We start from the raw sequence: 20,545 nt of genomic DNA on the forward strand, positions 1-20,545 counted from the left end.
CGAGCATAATGAAAGTAGCAATTTTAGGGTACTCAGGAAGTGGGAAATCAACTTTAGCAAAACATATTGCAACGACCCAACAGAGTGCTTGTTTGCACTTAGATACTGTACAATTTACCAAAAACTGGCAAACCCGTCCAGATGACGAAGCAAAAGCTATCGTAAAAGCATTTTTAGAAAAAGAGAGCTGGGTAATCGATGGAAACTATACACGTTATCATCAAGCAGAGCGTCTAGCAAAAGCCGATCAAATTATTTTGTTGTTATTTCCACGTTGGCATGCTTTACAACGAGTAGTGGCTCGTTATTTGAACTATCGTGGAAAAACCCGACCAGATATGGCAGAAGGTTGTGAAGAAAAAATTGATTGGGAATTTTTATGGTGGGTTCTCTATAAAGGACGGACAAAACCAATTCGACAACATTATCAAGAAATTAAAGATATGTATCCTGATAAAACGCTGATTGTTCGGAATCAATCAGAATTAGAGAAATTATATCAACAAACTAAATAGTCATTTGAAAGGAGCGTATTCATGTATCCTAAAACTCAAGCTGTAATTGCCGAAAAATTAGCACAAGGGGTTTTTCCTGGTGTGGTCTATCAATTTATTGAATCAGAAGTTGAAACTCATGTTCTAGGAGCAGCAGCTATTTTGCCTCATACAGAAACAATGACGCAACAGCATTTATTTGATGTAGCTTCTTTAACCAAGGTTATCTGTACGACAAGTGTTGTGCTACGATTATGGGAACAGGATAAAGTAGTAATCGATGCTCCGCTCAAACAATATTTGCCTACTTTTGAAGATGAACAAATAACATTGCGTCATTTGTTGACACATACTTCAGATATTCAAACTTGGATTCCAAATCGTGATCAATTATCTGCTCGTGAATTACGAAATGCGTATCTAGGAGTGAAGCCAGGGGAAAACCTAGGTAAAACAGTGACATATACTGATGCAGGAACGATTTTATTAGGCTTTATGCTAGAAGAACAACTAGGTAAACCTGTCACCACTATTTTTCGAGAAGAAGTGTTAGAACCGCTTGGAATGAAAAATAGTCAATTTCTGCCCCTCTCAACTAATCTGGTTGTACCGACCCAACAATTAGAAAATGGCGCAATATTACGAGGAGTCACCCATGATCCTAAAGCGCGTATTTTAGGAGAACATGCAGGTAATGCAGGCTTATTTACGACAATTGATGATATTTTTCTGTTCATTCGTGCTTATTTTGAAGGGAGCTATTTAAACCCGACAACTATCGAGTGGTTATTGCAAGATCATACCCCAGATAAAAGGGGAAAACGTTCATTAGGATGGGATTTGAAAGAAGATATGTTTTTTCATACTGGTTATACAGGAACATTTCTACTAATTGATCCTAAAAAACAGCAAGGATTCGCCTTTCTGTCGAATCGTGTGCATCCGCTAGATAAACGTGAAGAGTATAAACGACACAGAGATGAAATCATTGCTCAGTATTTATCTGAAAAACGATTACAAAAAGTGTTATAATAGGCACATAGAAAAGAAATGAGAGGAGAGAAACAATGCAACCATTATTTATGGAACCTGTATTTCAAGAGAAAATTTGGGGAGGAAGTCGTTTAAAAACCGTCTTTGGTTTTGACATTCCCAATGACCATATCGGTGAAGACTGGGCAATTAGTGCTCATCCACATGGCGTTAGTGTTGTACAAAATGGACCTTATAAAGGGCAAACTTTAGATAAATTATGGGCAGAGCATAAAGAGTTATTTGGTCATCCTACTGAAGAAGTTTTTCCATTATTAATAAAAATTTTAGACGCTGAGGATGATTTGTCCGTGCAAGTTCATCCAGATGATGCCTACGGTTTGAAGCATGAGGGAGAACTTGGGAAAACAGAATGTTGGTATATTATTGATGCTGCACCTGGAGCAGAAATTATCTATGGACATTCAGCGAAAACGCGTGAAGAATTAGCCCAAATGATTGGCGAAGAACGCTGGGACGATTTATTTGTTCGCATTCCTGTTAAAAAAGGAGATTTTTTCTATGTACCTAGTGGCACGATCCATGCGATTGGTGAGGGGATTTTAATTTTAGAAACCCAACAAAGTTCTGATACAACTTATCGTGTATATGATTACGATCGTACAGATGATCAAGGCCAAACTCGTGAGTTGCATATTCAACAATCAGTTGATGTAACAACTGTTCCTGCACGTACTCCAGAACTAAGTATTACCGAGGTAAGACATGGGGAATCTGCTGTAGTTACTTATTTAAAAACGGACTTTTTTAATGTCTATGAATGGCAAGTTAAAGGTTTCTTAGGCTTCAAAAAACAAGCTCCTTATACATTAGCTACAGTAATTGAAGGTTATGGGAAATTAGTTGTTGATGGTCAAGAATATGAACTAGAGTTAGGGACTAGCTTTATTTTACCAAACCAAATTACAAGCTGGGAAATCCAAGGTGATGTGAAAATCATTGCTTCAGAGCCGGGTGAGAAGTAATTTAAAAAAGCATGATAGCAAAAAAAAAAGACAAGTTTGAACCTTGGAATAAGGAGGGAACTTGTCTTTTTAATTTAGTCTTTAGTTTTTCTTTTCATGACTGATTCACGCTTAATTAAACGATGAGGAACTACCACACGAATACTACGCTGTTGTTTGTTGTTTAATTGATCCATTAAACGTTGGGTGGCAATTTTCCCTAGAGAAGGGACATCAATGTCAATACTTGTTAAATAAGGATGAATTAATGTTGCGAAAATAGAATTGTTAAAACTGATGATAGAAATGTCTTCGGGAACACGGTAACCGTACAAACTAACTAACTGCATGATTCGTACAGCGAATAAGTCATCTAAGACAACGATAGCAGTTGCTTTCGTTTTTGCCAGTGTTTCTTCAAAAGTGACGTAATCATCTGGCGTTTCAAAAGTGGCTGCTGGGTGAACGGGCAGATTAGCCATCATTAAGGCTTTTTGATAGCCGAAAAAGCGTTCGTAATATAAATTCTCATGTGTGATATTACTTGCAAAGAGGATTTGCTCGTGACCTTCAGTTAAGAGGTATTCAGTTGCTTGTTTGCCTAATAATTGATTGTCATTGTCTACATAAATTGTTTTTTCTTCCGCCATATAAGGCTGTCCAATTAGTGTAAAAGGCACCTCTTCTTCCAACAAGTAACGAATAATTGGATCATCTTTATCGGAATAAGTCAAAATAAAACCGTCAACTTGTTTTTGGCGGTGCATTCGTTGGACGTTTTCTAGCAAAGTATGAAAATCTCGTGCAGAAGCAATCGCCACAGACATTCCGTAATTGCGTGCTTCATCATTAATTGTTTCAATAGTTTCTAGATGAAAAGGGTTACCAATACGCTCTTTTGAATCTAATGGCGGTAATACCACACCGATTGCACTAGAAATCTGTTTGCCGAGATTGCGTGCAGCTAAATTTGGGGTATAACCTAACTCATCCATTACTTTCCGGACTTTCTTTTTGGTCTCTTCCGAAATGCTCGGATGGTCATTGATGACACGGGAGACAGTAGACGTCGCCACACCCGCTTTTTTTGCTACATCTTTTACCGTAATACTCATGTTTTCCCACCTCTCGAATATAGTATCACAGGAAACAATTACCTGCTAGCTTGATTTGAAAAGACGGGTCTGTGACATAAGGAAATTAAGACGGAAATATCCGAACAAAATAGAAATCAGTTACGCCAAATCAAGGAGTAATCTTCTATTGTTCGGATATTTTACTGTCAATCAACTTATATCACAGTCCCGCTTGCCAAAAATCTTAGTTATTTTTTACAGGAATTTCTAAAGAATCTTCTAGTGTATAACTGTCATTGTAAACAGATAAGGTTAGAGACTCTCCTTCAATTAGTTTCAAAGTTACATGTTCTTGTGTTACGGAAACGGATAACAAACGATTGCGATAATTGATATGGAATGCATAGGAATCCCATGTTTTTGGAACAAACGGAGCAAAACTTAACAGCTCATCAAAAGTTTTCATTTGGGCAAAACCTTGAACAATTCCTAACCAGCTACCCGTCATTGAGGTGATATGCAAGCCATCTTCGGTATCGTTATTATAGTTATCTAAATCTAAACGGGCTGTACGTTCGTACATTTCTAACGCCTTGTCTTCCATCCCTAATTCAGCAGCTAGAATCGCATGGATTGAAGGTGATAATGAAGATTCATGAACCGTCATTGGTTCGTAGAATTCAAAGTTACGGCGTTTTTCTTCTTCAGTGAATTGATTACCTAAGAAATAAATTCCTTGTAAGACGTCAGCTTGTTTAATGAAACAAGAACGTAAAATGCGATCCCATGACCAATTTTGATTCAACGGTAGGTGTTTTGGATCTAATTCAGTGACGTTCATTAAATCTTTATCTAAGAACGTATCGTGTTGTACGAAAACTCCTAATTCCTCATCTACAGGGAAGTACATTTTTTCAATGATTTCAAGCCATTTAGCTTGTTCTTCTTCTGAAATCGTAATAGTTGTTTCATCTTGATAACGTAAATAGTTCTCTAAAGTATAGTTTAATACCCAAGTCGCAATGGTATTAGTGTACCAGTTATTATTGATGTTGTTTTCGTACTCGTTTGGACCGGTTACGCCATGAATCATATACGCATCATTGCGTTTTGAATAATGAACACGATCTGCCCAGAAGCGGGCAATTTCAACTAGAACTTCTAAACCACTTGTTTTTAGGTATTCTGTGTCGCCTGTGTAGTTTGTGTAGTTGTAAATCGCATAAGCAATGGCTCCGTTTCGATGGATTTCTTCAAACGTAATTTCCCATTCGTTGTGACATTCAATTCCGGTGAAAGTTACCATTGGATAAAGTGCACCTTTAAGACCTTGTTGTTGTGCATTGTGTTGAGCTTGTGGTAATTGATTGTGACGATATTTTAATAAGTTTTTAGTGACATTTGCATCAGCTAAAGCAAGATATAATGGGACTGCATAAGCTTCTGTATCCCAATAGGTTGCACCACCATATTTTTCACCCGTAAAGCCTTTAGGTCCAATATTTAGGCGTTCATCTTCACCATAATAAGTTGAGAAAAGCTGGAATAAGTTAAAACGAATGCCCTGTTGCGCCGCATCGTCGCCTTTAATGGTTACATCAGCCAGATTCCAACGCTTGCGCCAAGCATCTGCTTGCTCCTGACGTAAGGCATCATAATCTGTACCAAAATGATTTAGAAAGTCCATTGCTGTATTCACTTGTTTTTCTTCTTCAAAATCACGACTTGTTACTACGACTACTTCTTTTTCTAAACGGATTTTTTCACCAGCGTTTACATTGAAATCAAAAGAAGCAGCGATTGCAAGAGTGCTTGTTTCGATTGTTGTAGGTAAAACGTTATGTGACATAGCAGAAGTTACTGTAAATTGTTCGATGCCAAAATCATTGGGAACTGTTCGCGCTGTTAGATAGTTAATATCGTTAGTAGTTCCTTTGGCTAATTCTTCCCAGAACATTTCGTCGTAGTTACTATCCTCATTATGAACGTTGTTATCTAATTTAGATACAATATGAATGTCAGCGTGACCTTCTAAAACTTCCGCATCCATCCGAATCATTGCCAATTCTTTTTTAACGATACTTAAGAAACGTTCAAAAGAGAAAGCGACGGTCGCATCACCAATAGTAACCGTAAATCGACGGGATAAAATTCCTGTTTCCATATCAAGTTCCATGTAGAAATCTTTTGGTTCAATCACTGAAAGGTCAACAACTTCACCATTAACTAAGATGTCCATGGCGATAAAGTTCACTGCATTGATAACTTTCCCAAAATATTCTGGATAACCGTTTTTCCACCAACCAACACGCGTTTTGTCAGGGTACCATACACCAGCTAGATATGTTCCTAAGTGATGATCTGCACTATATTGTTCTTCAAAATTACCACGCATGCCCATGTAGCCGTTTCCAATACTGGTTAAAGATTCTTGTAAACGACGATTTTCGACATCGAGTTTAGTGGTAGCGATTTTCCATGGATGAATATCAAAAAGACGTTGAATTTGTTGCATAATTTACTTCCTCCGGATCATTTATTTTATAAGTCTATATTAAACGCAAACGGTTGCGTTAGTCAAGTCTAAGTTTAAAGATTAACCTATTTTCTTTTTCAGATGAAACTATAGAGAAACCGATTGCGTTTTAACGAGAATTTAGTTTGCTGAAAGAAAAAGATAGTTGTTTCAATATACGAAGTGTACTACAATATTTGATGATGTTGCTGTTAGTCATGGTTTGAGAGTGAGGATTTTAAAAAGTAATGAAAGTGTTGACATTGAATACACATAGTTGGGTAGAAGAAAATCCAGAAGAGAAATTTGAACAATTAGCAGAAATGATTTTAAAAGAAAATTATGATGTGATTGCTCTGCAAGAAGTCAATCAAGGAATATATTCAGAACCAGGAATTGTGGGAGAATTATACTGTCCAACAACGGATAGGGTGATTCATGAGGATAATTTTGCTTTACGCTTAGTAGATTATTTAGCTGCGAATGATGTGGAATATTACTGGACTTGGACATTTTGCCATGTTGGGTATAAAAAATTTCATGAAGGCTTGGCACTATTGTCTAAAAATCCGATTTTGCCAAAAGATTATTTAGTCGCTCAATTTGATAATGAGGAAGATCATCGTCGTCGTCCGTTGTTGACAGGTGTGACAGAAGTAGCTGGACGAATGGTTCGTGTATGTAGTAGTCATTATTCATGGTGGTCACCAGATGGTTTTGTAGTAGAGTGGAAAAACACGGTGGCTGCATTAAAAGATAGCGACTATCCTTTGTTAGTGATGGGAGACTTTAACAATCCTGAAGGTACAGAAGGCTATCAGTTAGTGACTACAAGCGAGTTAGGGTTAATTGATACCTTTGTAGCATCCGAGAAGCAAATCGGCTCCTACACCGTTTCAAAGGCGATTGATGGTTGGAAAGATAATCAAGGAAATTTGCGAATTGATTATATTTTTGCTACCGAAGAATTAGTACCAGAAACATATCAAGTAATGTTTGATGGCATTAGTGGACCTGTTGTTAGTGACCATTTTGGAGTTGCGGCAACATTCAAATAAAAAAAGTTGTGGGGAAAAATTTCCTCACAACTTTTTTTAATCTAAAGCAAAAATTTCTTCTTTAGCCGCAATACTGCGTTCTTGGACACTAGGCAATTCTTTTTCTTCAGGGAATAGTACCATTAAGGTTGAAGCTTTGCCTTTTTCTTTTAACAATTGGTGATCAACACGTGCTAATAAGGTATCAGGTGACACTTTATCGCCTTCGTTTACATGAATATCGAAACCTTCTCCGTTTAATTCAACTGTATCGATTCCGATATGAAGTAAAATATCTTTGCCATTTTTAGCTTTTATCCCAATAGCATGTTTTGTTGGAAAAATGGTTGTAATTGTTCCTTCGACTGGGGCATAGATTTCGGCAATCGAAGGTTCGATTGCTAAACCTGGACCCATCATACCTTCTGAAAATACTGGGTCGCTTACTTTAGATAATGGGATTAACGTACCAGTAGTTGGGCTGTGTAGTGCTGTTTTTTTCTTTTTAAATAATGAAAACATCGTTTACGCTCCTCTCAAACGCCAAGCAATGAATAGCGTTAATAAACTTAATAATAAAATAAATCCAGTTGCAAAATAAAAAATTAATCTAATTTGAGTGGATGTACTTTCTTTGACTGGTAATAATGCACGGCGGAAGAAGAAAGTTAAGACTGCCCCAATGATATTACCTGTAATTAGTTGTTGAAAAATTGAAACAAAAACAAACTGACCTAGCAAACCTTCTCTGCTTTGTGAAAATCGACTAACAAAAAAGAGGACTGCTGCTTGAAAAAGCATCAAACAAGAAATTAGATTTCCTAATGCCACACCAGGAACATATTGAATTAAGTCTTGCATCGCTACATCTTTTATTATACTTGAAATTAGTAAATAAACATAAAATAAGATGGGAGAAAGAACCCAATAAGTTAATAAAATTTGTTGTAGTCGTTTAGCATTATTCATCCATTGTAGCATAGTTATCCCTCCGTTAGTTGGTAAATCCCGTAAGAACGATATAAGTAATCAATTAAACAATGTAAAGTAATTAAAGAAATGACCTCACTATGTTTTTGCCCAATATTGAATGGTGAGCAAAAATAGTTTAAATGATGTGTACTATTACGAGCAAAATAGTTATTTCCAGATGCCGTAATCGCAATTACAGGGATTTGACGCATATTAAATGTCGTCAGATTTTCTTTTACATTGGCTGTTTCTCCACTGACTGAAGTTACCATAAAACAATCGTCACTAGTAATCATAGGCATTGCCATATCCAATTCAGTCTTATTAGGTAGGATAATGACTCTTTTTTCCAATGATAGCATCATTTTTGAAAATTCTTCTAATGGTTTTTTTTGAGAAAATCCAGTTGAGTAACAATAGATTGTCTTGCTTGTGCTGAGTAAGCGATTGATTGGTTGTAAATCAACTGATCGGACATAATCCAGTGTTCGTTGGATGTCGTCGAGTTGTTTATCGTAGATTTGTTTTTCACTTTCTTCAACTAGGACATGCTGTTGTTCTTGTCGTAAAAAGTATTTGAATTCAGAATAGCCGGAAAAGCCCATTTTTTTTGTCAATCGTAAAATAGATGACTTGGATGAATGGACTCGTTCGGCTAAATCAAGAATACTTAAGTTAATAACCTCACCTGTATTTTCTACAATGTAGTGCAAAATTTCTAAGTCTAATTCACTTAAATCTTTGGCATAGTGATGAATCAAACGTTGCAATTTCATCAAATCCCTCCTCCTGTTATTATTATAACTGAAAAAGAAGGAGAGATAAGTAAGTTCTAATAATTATTTTAATTCTGGCCAAAATTCTTTGTTTGCTTCGATTAAATCATCTAATAATTGTTTCGCAACTCGAGCATTCGGCACGATACGTGACAATGTTAGAGCTTGCCATAGTTTTTGGTAAGAACCTTCCACCCATGCTTCAACAACTAATTTTTCAACGGAAACTTGTTGTTCCATCAATCCTTTTTGGAATTGTGGAATTTTACCTTGCGTTAATGGTTCTGGACCATTAGAGCCAACGACACATGGTACTTCAACCATAGCAGTTTCATCAAAGTTTACAATCGCGCCGTTGTTTGGTACGATCAGTAACATTCTTTCGTGTGTGTTGTAAGCAATTGCACGTGCTAAATCAACGATATAACTTGCATGTTCATCGATTTCAAGAGTTGTTCCTTCCGTATTTCCACGGGCAGCAATTGCGTTACATTCACCAAAGACATGTTTTTCACGGCCAGCCATGACTTCATTGGCACGTGTGTAATCAGGATTTGAATGAGCCACTTCATCTTGTGGATAGAAGTAATACTTCAAATACGTATTTGGTAAAGTATCTGGATCGACAGCGTAGACTTCACGCGCTTTAGCAAAGGTATGCATCCAGCTTTCATCTAAATGTTGAGATTCTTCAATTTCATCTTGTAGCGAATAACCATATTGGGCAACATGTTCTTTAATTTTTGGCATTAAGTCATTGCCATCTTTATCACGAATATCTGTCCACCAACCAAAATGGTTTAATCCGTAATAACGAACGACCATTTCTTTACGTGAGTTCAATCCGATTGAGCGAGCCATGCGTTCTTCAATTCCGACAGGCATATCACAAATGTTGATGATTTTTGAAGTTGGACGTAATTTACGGGTTGCTTCTGCAACGATTGCTGCTGGATTAGAATAATTTAACATCCAAGCATCTGGTGAGTATTTTTCCATATAATCCAAGATTTCTAAAACACCACCGATTGAGCGCATACCATAAGCAATTCCACCAGGACCACATGTTTCTTGTCCAACAACCCCATATTTCAATGGAATTTTTTCATCTTTTTCGCGCATTGCATAAAGGCCAACACGAATATGTGCCATTACAAAGTCAACATCAGTAAAAGCTGTTTCGGGATCAGTTGTTGCAACAAACTTGATCTCAGGCGCTTTTTCTTTTAATAGGATTTCGCAAGCATCTGCGACTTGTTTTTGACGGTCTTCATTATTATCGTAAAATTTGATTTGACGAATAGGGAAACGATCTAAATTGTCCAACAACATTAGGACAATTCCAGGGGTAAAGGTACTTCCTCCACCAGCAACGACGATTGAAAATTTTTTCATGATTTTATAACACTCCTTAATCTTTAATATCTAATAACTGTTCAAATTGCTCTCTAACTTGTGGAACATCCAATCCAACGATAACTTGGAAAGCTTTTCCATTGCGAACAACCCCATGAGCACCACCAGAGCGGAAAGCGTCATCAGCTGCTACCATTGCAGGATCGTTCACTGTAATTCGTAGACGTGTCGCACAGTTGTTTACTTTTTCAATGTTATCTGAACCACCAAAAGCTTCTAAGTAAACAGCTGCTGATTCACGGTAGCGATTGCCTTCAAGCTCACCAGCATCACTAGTGTCACCAGCTTTTTTCGCTTTGTAATCTTTTTTCGTAAATAGTTTGATATCGTCAGAAACAGCTTCACGTCCTGGCGTTGGTAAATCCCATTTTAAAATTAAGAAACGGAAAATTAGGATATACAATACTGAGAATGCTAAACCAATCGCTAATTGTGTAAAGATTTCTGTCTTATGATTTGCAAACATTGGAATCCAGTTTTTTGCTAATAAATCTAGGAAACCACCGCCCATGTCTCCAGAAACGCCAAATGCGTACATTGTTGCTGTCATTGAAGCAGCTAATACTGCATGAATGGCAAATAGTGGAGGAGAGATAAATAAGAATGTGAATTCTAATGGTTCCGTGATCCCTGCCAAGAAGGCTGTTAAGGTTACTGGTATTAAAATAGAAATAACTTTCTTTTTGTTTTCTGGTTTTGCAGTAAGATAAAAAGCAGAAGCAATCCCAATAGAACCAAACATTTTAGAGTTACCATGCATTGCAAAACCACCTTCTGGGAATAATTGTTTTAATGGTTTTGTTGAAGCAGCGAACTCATTTAAATTCGCCATCCATGCACGTGTGATACCATCTGGTGTTACTGCCGGACCAAATACAAATGGCGAGTAAATAAAATGATGTAGTCCAGTAGGAATTAATATCCGTTCTAAGAAGGTGTATATCCAGACACCTAAGACACCAGAACTTGCTAAGAAACCTTGCATTGAATTAATCCCGTTTTGAATTTTCGGCCATACAAGTGCTACTAGAAACGCAATCGGTAACATTAAGAAAAATCCAATAATAACAACAAAAGAAGAACCTTGGAAAATTCCTAACCAGTCAGGTAATTTTGTATCAAAAAAGCGATTGTGAATCCAAACAACAATGGCAGAAATTACAATTGCACCTACAATACCTGTGTCTAGTGTTTTGATATTGGCAATTAATTTCAAACCACTTGTTCCGCCAGCATCCATAGCGTAATCAACACCAAAGAAATTACTGAAGTTTTTTAACATTCCACCAACGAAGTATTGGAATGTTAAGTAGACGACAAAGGCTTCCATCACTGCACGAGCATTGGCTTTTTTCGCTAGGCCAATCGGCAATCCAATAACAAATAGTAATTCCATTTGATTGAAGACTGTCCATGCTCCGTCTTCGATAATTGACCAAACCCCATACCAAGCGGTTCCTTCAGTTGCGATACTTCCTACTAACATCGGATTTTTACAAATAATTGCTAATGAAACCATTAAACCCGAGAATGAGAAAAGTAGAACTGGTGTAAACATTGCGCCACCAAAGCGCTGAACTTTTTCCATCATAATTGAGAAAACTCCCTTCTAAAATAACTTACGTGATTACTTTAATCTATACTGATAGCGTTTACAATAGGCTGAGATGTTTATGGGACAAAAAGAAGGAAGATGGAACTAGGTGTCAGTTGGTGGGAAAATTCCCACAAAAAACGAGACTCATTTATAAGTCTCGTTTCAGGTTTTAAACAAATAGCAAAAAAACTTTCTGCCTTAAATATTGCCTTCTCTTAAATATTTGAAAAATTAGTATATATCAAAAGAGGTATTCTTTATTTCTTTTTCATTTCGAAATAGTACAATAATATATAGCCAATAGAAACTCCTATTAAACCTGACAATTCATAATTAAGAAAATAAGAAATTGATAGGTTATTATCTATTTTCAAAATAATGATTTTTACACATAGATAAAGAACTATGGGTAACAAATAAATGAATCGTTTTTTTACGCATGTAATTATCCTCCAACATTAATTAAAGTTTCTTTTTTTTCTAAATTTGTGTATAGAGTCGTAGTTTCCAACTTGTTTAGTGCGCTATGTATCAGAATAAGCTTTTACATTTTCTTTCATAATAATAGTTTACAGCATCTGTATCTTCATACGTTGTTATCGTTAAATAAACATTTTTTCCTAGTTTGATTGGTTTCTTTACCGAAGCTATAATGAGCTAGCTACAGTTGCCACGAATTTTTCATCCAGTTTAGTATCAGAATTTCTCTTAATTATATAAGAAAAGACTGTAGATTGCATCCAAAATGTGGACGTTATCTACAGTCTAAAACGAGACTCATTTATAAGTCTTGCTTGCAAATTATGCTTGATATTTACGGTCGTATGCTAAATCAATTAAGCGTTGTGCTAAGGCTTCGTTACGAGCCAAAATTGGTCCGTGAAAGTAAGAACAGAAAACATTGCGATAAATTGCGCCTTCTGTTTGGTCTTCACCATTGTTTCCAAAACCTTCAACTACTTTTCCAAGTGGTCGTTCGCCTTTTCCTAAGAAAGTACGGCCATTATGGTTTTCAAAGCCTTCGTAAGTTTCATCGAACGCTGCATTATAGATTTTTACATCACCAATGAAGCGATTGTTATCTTGGCTCAAAGTATAATGATCCAATGCACCGATGCCATAGATTTTTTCACCGCCAGCACCAATGTAATAGTGGCCAAGTAATTGATAGCCACCACAAATGGCCAAAATGACACCATCATTTTCAATAAACGTTGTTAGACTGTCTTTTTTACTTTGAATATCTTGTGAGACAATCAATTGCTCGTAATCTTGTCCGCCACCAAAAAAGACTAGGTCATAACGATTTGGATCAAATGGTTCATGAATGCTAACAATTTCAATTTCTAACTCGATATCCATTTTTTTAGCGACGTAATTTAACATCAAAATGTTGCCGTTATCGCCGTACGTATTTAACAGATTTCCATACAAATGGGCTAGTCTTAATTGTCGTTTAGCCATGTGACATTCCTCCTTCCATGTAACCTTTGTCTGCTAGTTTTTTACGTAATTGTAAGACAGCAGTATAGGTTGCGAGGATGTAAACATGTTCTGTTGGCAAATCTTTAATGCTATCAATCACTTCATCAAGATTTTGTGTTTCGGTAATTTTGTTTTCGGCAATGCCGGCAACTTTCAAGCGCAATGCCATATCTTTATGGCGGTCACCACCTGCAATAACTTGTGGAATGTCCATTTCGGCAAATGCTTCATGATCACCATCCCAAATCCAACTAACGTCAATTCCATCGGCGTAGTTGGCATTTAAGAGACAAACTAATGAAAATTGATAAGGTGATAAACCAATCATATCAATCACTTGATTTAGTCCAACTGGATTTTTAACTAAAACTAAGGTACATTGTTTGCCATCAATTTCAATCACTTCTTGACGACCAAAGACTTTCTCATCATATCCTAGTCCAGCACGAATTTTTTCAGGACTCACTGTATAATACTCTGCAACAGCTGTAGCAGCTAGGGCATTATAAATATTGTACATGCCACCAACTTCAAGTTTATAGTCATTGCCATCAATGATAAATTCTGCTGAGGTATTTGTCATGTTTTTTAATTCTGTTAATATATAATCCAACTCTGGGCGATGGAAGTCACAGTTTGGACAGTAATATTTGCCAAGATTAGCATAAGTAATCATTTTATAATGCAAAATGTGTTGGCATTTTGGACATAACACACCATCTGTATTGTAGTGCGCCATTTGTTCATGGTCTTCTTCGTGGTCAAAGCCATAGTACTTACGCGGATTGATGGTATCAATTGAGTTGAAAATGGGTGAATCACCATTGGTTAAAATCGTTGCATTCGGCGACTTTGCTGCACCATCAACAATTAATTTATAGGTTGTATAAATTTCACCATAACGATCCATTTGATCACGGAAAATATTTGTAAAAACAAATAATTCTGGTTTGATATACTCTGTAACTTTACTTAAACTTGCTTCGTCAATTTCAAGGACAGCAAATTTTTTGCCACTAGTTTTTTTCGCAGAGAGAAAAGTAGAGACAATCCCTTGTACCATGTTGGCACCAGTCGGGTTAGTCAATACATTATCAAATTCTTGACGTAAAATATTTACAGTTAATGCAGTTGTTAATGTTTTTCCGTTTGTTCCAGTAACCACGACTACTTGATAGTCTTTTGCTAGATAGTCTAGAATGTGCGGATCAATTGATAATGCTAGTTTTCCAGGAAGGCTTGATCCTCCCTTAAAAAAATTCTTTAGTATCCATTGTGAGGTCTTGCCGACAAATGCAGCAAAATAACTTCGGATTCCCATAAAAAACCTCCATACGTAAAATGAAATATTCATTACAAATTCAACTTATCATACCATATCTTTGCAAAAAGATTAATCAGCTACCCTTTTTCTTTAAAATTAAGAAAAAATTTAGCGAGAAAAAAGAAAAGTCTCTTATAATAAAATAAAAAGGAGTGGAGAGAATGAAGAATCGCTATGAACGCCTTCAAACATTTGGAAATCAATTACCTTTTGCAAAAGTTTATTATCGAGCTGACTGGCAAACTATTTATTTTGAAGTAGCTGGTAAAATGTTTGGCACAATGAGTCCAACACCCTCAGAGAACGCCCTTATTACTCTAAAAGGTGAACCAGAAAAGAATGAAGAGCTACGTGAAATCTACTCAGATATTACAGCTGGGTACCATATGAATAAAAAACATTGGAATTCAATCGTAGTAAACACACAAGAATTGAGTGATGAAGAACTTGAACAGATGATTCAGCTTTCTTATAGTCTTGTTTGGCAGAAGATACCTGCAAAAATACGAAAAGATTTAACTAAATAGCCTACCTAGGCATTTACTTCGGTGTAAAATTAAATCCCCATCGCTCAAGGACCTGAGTGATGGGGATTTTTTTAGCCAATAATAATTTTTTCAGTTGGGTACTCATACCCTAAGTCTCTCGTTTCTTTAGGGATAAACAACAATAAAGTGTAGAGCATACCAATACGCCCAATAAACATTAATAAAGCGATAATTAGTTTGCCAATTACAGAAAGTTCCGAGGTGATACCTAGGGATAAACCTGTTGTTCCAAATGCCGAAGTAACTTCTACAATAATTGCAATTAAGGAAACATCCTCCGTAGCAGTTAAGAAGATAACACAAGCAAAACACATTAATAGGGATAACGTGAAGACTACCACAGATTTGCGGACATCATCATTGTCGATTTTACGACCAAAAATGTTGATATGGCTTTCGCTTTTTAAAAATGAAATTAAGTACAGCCCAATAATGGCAACAGTCGTTGTTCGAACCCCACCACCAACTGAACTAGGACTACAACCGATAAACATTAATACAGAAAAAATCATCAATGTTGTTGTTTGAAATTCATTTAGGTTGTGGATTTGTAAACCAGCATTCCGTGTTGTCATGGAGTAAAACATACTGTTAACCCATTGTCCAACAGCGGTCATGTTTTGAAATAGATGGTCTTTTTCTAAGAAGAAAATAGTTAAAGTACCACCAATAAACAAAATGACGAATGCTAAAAAGGCAATTTTGGTAAACAAGGTAAAGCGAAAAGGTAGTTGCCGTTTCTTCTTAAACACCTGATAAGCGACCCATTCACGAAAGTCCATAATTACAGGGAAACCAATACCACCAATAAAAATTAAAAACATAACAGCTACTAAAAAAAGATTGTCATTTGCATAGGGAACAATAGATTCACCTGTTACATCAAAACCAGAGTTAGTTACCGCAGAAATGGCTTGGTATAAACCATAAAAAATGGCAGCTATCCAGTGTTCATAATAACCCATAGCTTTAAAATAAAGACCAAATACGATACCGCCAATCAGCTGACAAACTAAAATAATTGTAAATGTTGTACGAATCATGCGGACAATTCCACTTAAACGAGGTTGATTCATGTCTGCCATAATTAGCTGACGTTGTTTCAAAGAAATCTTTCGCCGAGAGACAATAAAGAAAAAGGTCGAAATCATCATGACCCCCAATCCCCCGATTTGAAAGAGGATTTCTAATAAAATGACCCCTCGTTCATTGAATACTTCTTCAATTGGAAAAGTAGATAAACCCGTTACACTGATGGTGCTAATCGCCATAAAAAACATATCAATAAACGAAACATAAACGTCAGGTTTTCGGAAAATTGGCAAATAAAATAAAATCAGTGCAAGGAGAGTCATTAAAATGTAATAGGTGACAATCAGTTGTATTGATGAAATATTTTTTGAGAAAAAATTTTTTCCCCGACGCACTGTAAGACGCATAAAACGCCCGAAGTTCATAAGAAGATCTCCAATCTAAATGTATTATTCATTAGTATAACAAAAGTTTAACAAAAAATGGCAAATGTTCAGAGAATATATCATAGAATTGTACTAAAAACAACCATTGATCATCCTAGTAAGACATCAATTTTCGCTAACAATAGAAAGCTATGTTATAATTAATGCAGAATTGAAATAATTAGTAGGGGAGCATAACCTTTGAAAGAATTTATGAAAAATTGGGGTACGTTTATTTTTTTCGTCATACTGTTATTAGTCTTGCGTCTGTTTGTATTGACACCTGTGTCGGTCAAAGGACATTCAATGGACCCTACTTTAGCAGATGGCCAAAAATTATTTACATTCCAACTTTCTAAAATTGAACGCTTTGATATTGTTACCACTCAAGAGCCCGATGACTTAGAAAAGCTGGCTGTAAAACGTGTAATTGGAATGCCAGGTGATACAGTCCAAATGAAAGATGACGTTCTGACCATAAATGGCGACATAATAGAAGAAACATACTTAGATGAATATATCGAAAAATTTAAAGAAGATAAACTACAAACTGAATATGCGTATAGTGAAACATTCCAAAGTACAGCAGCGCGTGCATTGACTTTCACGAATGATTTTTCATATGTCGTACCTGAAGACAAATATTTTGTTTTAGGAGACAATCGTTTGATTTCAAAAGATAGCCGTATTTTCGGCTTCGTTGATAAGTCGATGATTAAAGGTGAAGTATTTATGCGCTATTGGCCATTAAATGAAATCTCATTGGTTAAGTGATTGAATTTTAATTATTGACACGGGTTTACGGATACTGTAAAGTACAAGAAAACTTATACATCTATCCGTTAAAGAACTGTGTCATCTTGTGAGTATTAGTTGCTTTCAGGAAGAACAGGTTCTCTTAGGAAAATTGTCGGTAAAAGGCAGTTTCGACTTGTTCAATTGTTACCTTGAACGTTTCTTGTTTAAAAGAAACAGAGAAGTTTTACTTCTGAAAAAAAGGTGGTACCTTGAAATTTCGTCCTTTTATCAGCATTTTTATGTTGATAAAAGGACGTTTTTATTTTTCAGAAGCAACGTAAAAAACGGAAAAAAAACAAAAGGAGAATGGGAATGAAAAAAAGTTGGCAAAAAATGGTTACAGGTATTTTAGCTGTCAGCGCACTAACTCTATTAAGTGCATGCGGTTCGGGCAATACCAAGGAGACAGATTCCTCCAGTGAAGCGAAAGCTGAAGTTGTTCGTTTGGGAGTTGTTGGAGAGAATAACGAAGCGTGGGAACACGTTCAAAAAGAACTAAAAGATAAAGAAAATATTGATTTAGAAATTGTAAAATTTACGGATTATCGAGGTCCAATCACTGCGTTAGAAGATGGTTCAATTGATTTGCATTCATCCTTAACTGAAATTTATATGGATAATGTGAATAAAGAAGGTGGCTTCCATAACACAACTATCGCTTATACAACGTTGAATCCATTGGGTATTTTCTCAAATAAAATTGAGAAAATTGAGGAGTTAAAAGATGGGGCAACGGTTGCTCTTCCAAATGACGTATCGAACGAAAGTCGTGCATTATTATTATTACAAACAGCTGGTTTAATCGAATTAGACCCAGATAAAGGCTTTATGCCGACAGTTAATGACATCACTGAAAATCCAAAAAATTTAAAATTTGATTTATTGGATGCCAATCAAACAATTCGTGTGTTAGATGATGTAGATATTGCTTGTGTGAACAATAATGTAGCTGTGGATGCTGGTCATATTCCAACTGAAGATGCGATTTTCTTAGAACCGATTGCTGATTCTTCTAAGCCATACTACAATGTCATTGCTGCTCGAGAAGAAGAGAAAGATAAAGATATTTATCAAACAATTGTAAAATACTACCAAACGGATGATGTGAAAAAAATCATTGAGGAAACAACGAAAAAATCAAGTGTTCCAGTTTGGTAAAAAAATGGTGATTGTTAGGTGATTCAATTCCTTTATGCTAGCATTTTGAGTGCTTGTAAACAGGGAAGGTTATACGTTTAGTCAAAGGATGTAGATTGTCTATCTATATCCTTTTTTTTTGAGGGCTTTTTTTTAATAATTATTATAAAGTGATAGAAAAAAGCTATCACTAGTTCGTTGACTTTTCAAAATGAACCGACTATTCTTTGGAGAACAAATACTTTAAGTAAGTTATGTATTCAGGGAGGAATTATGAATGAAAACATGGAAAAAGGGGCTTTTTAGCATAGGTGTTTTTGCTTTGGGATTGGCTTTAGCAGCTTGTTCATCAGGTGGAAATACCAATGAATCAACAAATAACTCAAGCACAAAAGCTGATGATGCAACATTTACTTATGCAATTAGTGGGGATCCATCGTCTACAAACCCAATTAATACAAGTGATCGTTGGGGCTTAACTGTAACTAATATTATTTATTCACCATTAGTGATTGTGGAAGGCGACGGAACTACGAAAAACGCATTGGCAGAATCAGTAGAACCAGCAGCAGACGGCTTATCAGTAACAGTTAAATTGAAAAAAGATGTGAAATGGTCAGATGGCGAAGCTTTTACAGCTGATGACGTGGTATTTACGTATGAGCAAAAAGCTAAAAAAGAAAATGGGAATGCTGACCAGCTATGGGTGGGTGATCAACCAATCAAAATTGAAAAAGTTGATGATTACACAGTGAAATTTATTTTACCACAAGCTAGTGCAGCGGCAATAAACAACATTGCAACGGAAACTTTTATCATTCCAAAACACATTTTTGAAGGTGTAGCAGATTTTTCTGTTAATGAATTACCAGAAAATCCAGTTGGAACAGGGCCATACAAGTTGGTTGAATATAAACGTGGAGAGTATTTAACTTTCGAAGCAAACGAACATTACTTTGGTGGCGAACCTTCAATTAAAAACTTAACATTACGCATTATTGAAAGTGCAGATACAACTAAAGTTGCACTACAAAAGGGTGAAATTGATGCAGCATTTATTTTACCATCGGATGTACCAGATTTAGATGAAAAAACAATTACCACCTATCCTTATAGTGAAAATCGTGTAGGTTATCTAGGCTTAAATACAAAATCAGAAGCTTTGCAAGATGTTAACGTGCGTCAAGCAGTGTTATTTGCCTTAAACAAAGATGAGTTAAATCAAGCGGCTTATTTAGAAAAAGAATACTATGAACAACCATATTCATTCTTACCACCAAATAATCCATTTGCAACAGAGGACGTTGAAAAATACGAAACGAACATTGAAAAATCAAAAGAATTGTTAAAAGAAGCCAAAGTAAGTGACTTGAAATTAAACTTAGCCTTTTCTTCGAGTGATCCAGCGCAAACTATTCAAGCAACTTTAATTCAACAACAGCTACAAAAAGCCGGAATTACAGTAACATTAGAAGGTGGCGATGGTACAGCGATTTTTGCCGAATTAGATAAAGAAGGTTCAACTAAATATAATCTGTTCTTAGGCGGGTATATCATGGGAAATGATCCTGATTTATATGGTTCATTGTTTGAAACCGGTGGCAGTGCCAATTACTTCCAAACAGAAAATAAGACAACTGACGAGTTATTTAACAAAGCTGCAATTGAATTGGATGAAACAAAACGTAAAGAGCTCTACAATGAGTTACAACAAGCTATTGCTGAAGATGCACGCATCTATCCAATTGTTGATAACAAAAAAATTCTAGCAGTTAACAATCGCATTGGAAATGTAGAGGCTGCTGGCTTAATTCCAATTTACACGTTTGAAGATGTGTCTAAATTAACGATTAAATAGTGAATTGGACGGGACTGTGACATAAGTAGATTGACAGTAAAATATCTGAACAATAGAA

General features: G+C 36.0%; 18 protein-coding genes. 8 read left to right on the top strand and 10 right to left on the bottom strand.

Going from position 1 to position 20,545, the window contains the following annotated elements; translation table 11 throughout:
• The first annotated feature begins 8 nt into the window (after window positions 1-8).
• From AC4BC5_RS07945 to manA, 3 genes are read left to right on the top strand one after another with little or no spacing between them, the layout of a single operon-like run.
• The gene (locus AC4BC5_RS07945; RefSeq protein ID WP_490494905.1) at window positions 9-515 is read left to right on the top strand and encodes a P-loop NTPase family protein; all 507 of its coding nucleotides are present in this window, start codon (window positions 9-11) and stop codon (window positions 513-515) included.
• 21 nt (window positions 516-536) lie between these two features.
• Window positions 537-1,526, top strand: a complete 990-nt coding sequence (locus tag AC4BC5_RS07950) for a serine hydrolase domain-containing protein (RefSeq protein WP_490494906.1) — start codon at window positions 537-539, stop codon at window positions 1,524-1,526.
• 35 nt (window positions 1,527-1,561) lie between these two features.
• Window positions 1,562-2,512 carry a mannose-6-phosphate isomerase, class I gene (gene manA / locus AC4BC5_RS07955; protein ID WP_490494907.1) on the top strand — a complete coding sequence of 317 codons (951 nt, stop codon included), beginning with the start codon at window positions 1,562-1,564 and terminating at the stop codon, window positions 2,510-2,512.
• A gap of 74 nt (window positions 2,513-2,586) precedes the next feature.
• On the opposite strand, the gene AC4BC5_RS07960 is transcribed toward manA, so the two are convergent.
• Both AC4BC5_RS07960 and AC4BC5_RS07965 read right to left on the bottom strand, forming a co-directional pair.
• Window positions 2,587-3,606, bottom strand: coding sequence for a LacI family DNA-binding transcriptional regulator (locus AC4BC5_RS07960; RefSeq protein WP_490494908.1), 1,020 nt, complete (start codon window positions 3,604-3,606; stop codon window positions 2,587-2,589).
• A 205-nt stretch (window positions 3,607-3,811) separates the two neighbouring features.
• Window positions 3,812-6,082, bottom strand: coding sequence for a glycoside hydrolase family 65 protein (locus AC4BC5_RS07965; RefSeq protein ID WP_490494909.1), 2,271 nt, complete (start codon window positions 6,080-6,082; stop codon window positions 3,812-3,814).
• A 248-nt stretch (window positions 6,083-6,330) separates the two neighbouring features.
• Here AC4BC5_RS07965 and AC4BC5_RS07970 point away from each other — a divergent pair, with 248 nt between their 5' ends.
• Entirely contained in the window at window positions 6,331-7,140 is an 810-nt protein-coding gene (locus AC4BC5_RS07970; protein ID WP_490494910.1) for an endonuclease/exonuclease/phosphatase family protein, read from the top strand.
• Window positions 7,141-7,176: 36 nt separating this feature from the next.
• Here the strand turns inward: AC4BC5_RS07970 and AC4BC5_RS07975 are convergent, their stop codons facing one another.
• The 7 genes from AC4BC5_RS07975 to AC4BC5_RS08005 form a co-directional block, all read right to left on the bottom strand.
• A complete protein-coding gene (locus AC4BC5_RS07975) occupies window positions 7,177-7,641 on the bottom strand; it encodes a PTS sugar transporter subunit IIA (RefSeq protein ID WP_490494911.1) in 465 nt (154 codons plus the stop codon).
• 3 nt (window positions 7,642-7,644) lie between these two features.
• A complete protein-coding gene (locus AC4BC5_RS07980; RefSeq protein WP_490494912.1) occupies window positions 7,645-8,100 on the bottom strand; it encodes a hypothetical protein in 456 nt (151 codons plus the stop codon).
• Window positions 8,101-8,102: 2 nt separating this feature from the next.
• Window positions 8,103-8,867 carry a MurR/RpiR family transcriptional regulator gene (locus AC4BC5_RS07985; RefSeq protein WP_490494913.1) on the bottom strand — a complete coding sequence of 255 codons (765 nt, stop codon included), beginning with the start codon at window positions 8,865-8,867 and terminating at the stop codon, window positions 8,103-8,105.
• Window positions 8,868-8,930: 63 nt separating this feature from the next.
• Entirely contained in the window at window positions 8,931-10,262 is a 1,332-nt protein-coding gene (locus AC4BC5_RS07990) for a 6-phospho-alpha-glucosidase (RefSeq protein ID WP_490494914.1), read from the bottom strand.
• 16 nt (window positions 10,263-10,278) lie between these two features.
• Complete coding sequence (locus AC4BC5_RS07995) at window positions 10,279-11,874, bottom strand: alpha-glucoside-specific PTS transporter subunit IIBC (RefSeq protein WP_490494915.1); 1,596 nt, start codon at window positions 11,872-11,874, stop codon at window positions 10,279-10,281.
• Window positions 11,875-12,681: 807 nt separating this feature from the next.
• Window positions 12,682-13,344 (bottom strand): type 1 glutamine amidotransferase, encoded by a 663-nt coding sequence (locus AC4BC5_RS08000; protein WP_490494916.1) that lies wholly within the window; start codon window positions 13,342-13,344, stop codon window positions 12,682-12,684.
• Window positions 13,337-14,686 (bottom strand): DUF1727 domain-containing protein, encoded by a 1,350-nt coding sequence (locus AC4BC5_RS08005; RefSeq protein WP_490494917.1) that lies wholly within the window; start codon window positions 14,684-14,686, stop codon window positions 13,337-13,339. Before AC4BC5_RS08005 ends, AC4BC5_RS08000 begins: the two co-directional genes overlap by 8 nt.
• 164 nt (window positions 14,687-14,850) lie before the next feature.
• On the opposite strand from AC4BC5_RS08005, the gene AC4BC5_RS08010 reads away from it, so the two are divergent.
• The gene (locus AC4BC5_RS08010; RefSeq protein WP_490494918.1) at window positions 14,851-15,216 is read left to right on the top strand and encodes an MmcQ/YjbR family DNA-binding protein; all 366 of its coding nucleotides are present in this window, start codon (window positions 14,851-14,853) and stop codon (window positions 15,214-15,216) included.
• Between the two features lie 71 nt (window positions 15,217-15,287).
• Here the strand turns inward: AC4BC5_RS08010 and AC4BC5_RS08015 are convergent, their stop codons facing one another.
• A complete protein-coding gene (locus AC4BC5_RS08015) occupies window positions 15,288-16,694 on the bottom strand; it encodes a TrkH family potassium uptake protein (protein WP_490494919.1) in 1,407 nt (468 codons plus the stop codon).
• Window positions 16,695-16,895: 201 nt separating this feature from the next.
• Between AC4BC5_RS08015 and lepB the strand changes: the two genes are divergently transcribed.
• The 3 genes from lepB (at window position 16,896) to AC4BC5_RS08030 (ending at window position 20,487) form a co-directional block, all read left to right on the top strand.
• Window positions 16,896-17,468 (top strand): signal peptidase I, encoded by a 573-nt coding sequence (lepB, locus tag AC4BC5_RS08020; protein ID WP_490494920.1) that lies wholly within the window; start codon window positions 16,896-16,898, stop codon window positions 17,466-17,468.
• A 336-nt stretch (window positions 17,469-17,804) separates the two neighbouring features.
• Window positions 17,805-18,650: a MetQ/NlpA family ABC transporter substrate-binding protein gene (locus tag AC4BC5_RS08025; RefSeq protein ID WP_490494921.1), complete on the top strand. Its 846-nt coding sequence runs from the start codon at window positions 17,805-17,807 to the stop codon at window positions 18,648-18,650.
• Between the two features lie 256 nt (window positions 18,651-18,906).
• Window positions 18,907-20,487: an ABC transporter substrate-binding protein gene (locus AC4BC5_RS08030; protein WP_490494922.1), complete on the top strand. Its 1,581-nt coding sequence runs from the start codon at window positions 18,907-18,909 to the stop codon at window positions 20,485-20,487.
• The last annotated feature ends 58 nt before the right edge of the window (window positions 20,488-20,545 follow it).

The sequence above is a fragment of the Enterococcus sp. AMC2644 genome, assembly GCF_058216475.1.

Excerpts from the sequence above, each read along its gene's own strand:
- AC4BC5_RS07945 (WP_490494905.1), top strand. The coding sequence starts at position 9 with ATGAAAGTAGCAATTTTAGGGTACTCAGGAAGTGGGAAATCAACTTTA.
- AC4BC5_RS07950 (WP_490494906.1), top strand. The coding sequence starts at position 537 with ATGTATCCTAAAACTCAAGCTGTAATTGCCGAAAAATTAGCACAAGGG.
- manA (WP_490494907.1), top strand. The coding sequence starts at position 1,562 with ATGCAACCATTATTTATGGAACCTGTATTTCAAGAGAAAATTTGGGGA.
- AC4BC5_RS07960 (WP_490494908.1), bottom strand. The coding sequence starts at position 3,606 with ATGAGTATTACGGTAAAAGATGTAGCAAAAAAAGCGGGTGTGGCGACG.
- AC4BC5_RS07965 (WP_490494909.1), bottom strand. The coding sequence starts at position 6,082 with ATGCAACAAATTCAACGTCTTTTTGATATTCATCCATGGAAAATCGCT.
- AC4BC5_RS07970 (WP_490494910.1), top strand. The coding sequence starts at position 6,331 with ATGAAAGTGTTGACATTGAATACACATAGTTGGGTAGAAGAAAATCCA.
- AC4BC5_RS07975 (WP_490494911.1), bottom strand. The coding sequence starts at position 7,641 with ATGTTTTCATTATTTAAAAAGAAAAAAACAGCACTACACAGCCCAACT.
- AC4BC5_RS07980 (WP_490494912.1), bottom strand. The coding sequence starts at position 8,100 with ATGCTACAATGGATGAATAATGCTAAACGACTACAACAAATTTTATTA.
- AC4BC5_RS07985 (WP_490494913.1), bottom strand. The coding sequence starts at position 8,867 with ATGAAATTGCAACGTTTGATTCATCACTATGCCAAAGATTTAAGTGAA.
- AC4BC5_RS07990 (WP_490494914.1), bottom strand. The coding sequence starts at position 10,262 with ATGAAAAAATTTTCAATCGTCGTTGCTGGTGGAGGAAGTACCTTTACC.
- AC4BC5_RS07995 (WP_490494915.1), bottom strand. The coding sequence starts at position 11,874 with ATGATGGAAAAAGTTCAGCGCTTTGGTGGCGCAATGTTTACACCAGTT.
- AC4BC5_RS08000 (WP_490494916.1), bottom strand. The coding sequence starts at position 13,344 with ATGGCTAAACGACAATTAAGACTAGCCCATTTGTATGGAAATCTGTTA.
- AC4BC5_RS08005 (WP_490494917.1), bottom strand. The coding sequence starts at position 14,686 with ATGGGAATCCGAAGTTATTTTGCTGCATTTGTCGGCAAGACCTCACAA.
- AC4BC5_RS08010 (WP_490494918.1), top strand. The coding sequence starts at position 14,851 with ATGAAGAATCGCTATGAACGCCTTCAAACATTTGGAAATCAATTACCT.
- AC4BC5_RS08015 (WP_490494919.1), bottom strand. The coding sequence starts at position 16,694 with ATGAACTTCGGGCGTTTTATGCGTCTTACAGTGCGTCGGGGAAAAAAT.
- AC4BC5_RS08025 (WP_490494921.1), top strand. The coding sequence starts at position 17,805 with ATGAAAAAAAGTTGGCAAAAAATGGTTACAGGTATTTTAGCTGTCAGC.
- AC4BC5_RS08030 (WP_490494922.1), top strand. The coding sequence starts at position 18,907 with ATGAAAACATGGAAAAAGGGGCTTTTTAGCATAGGTGTTTTTGCTTTG.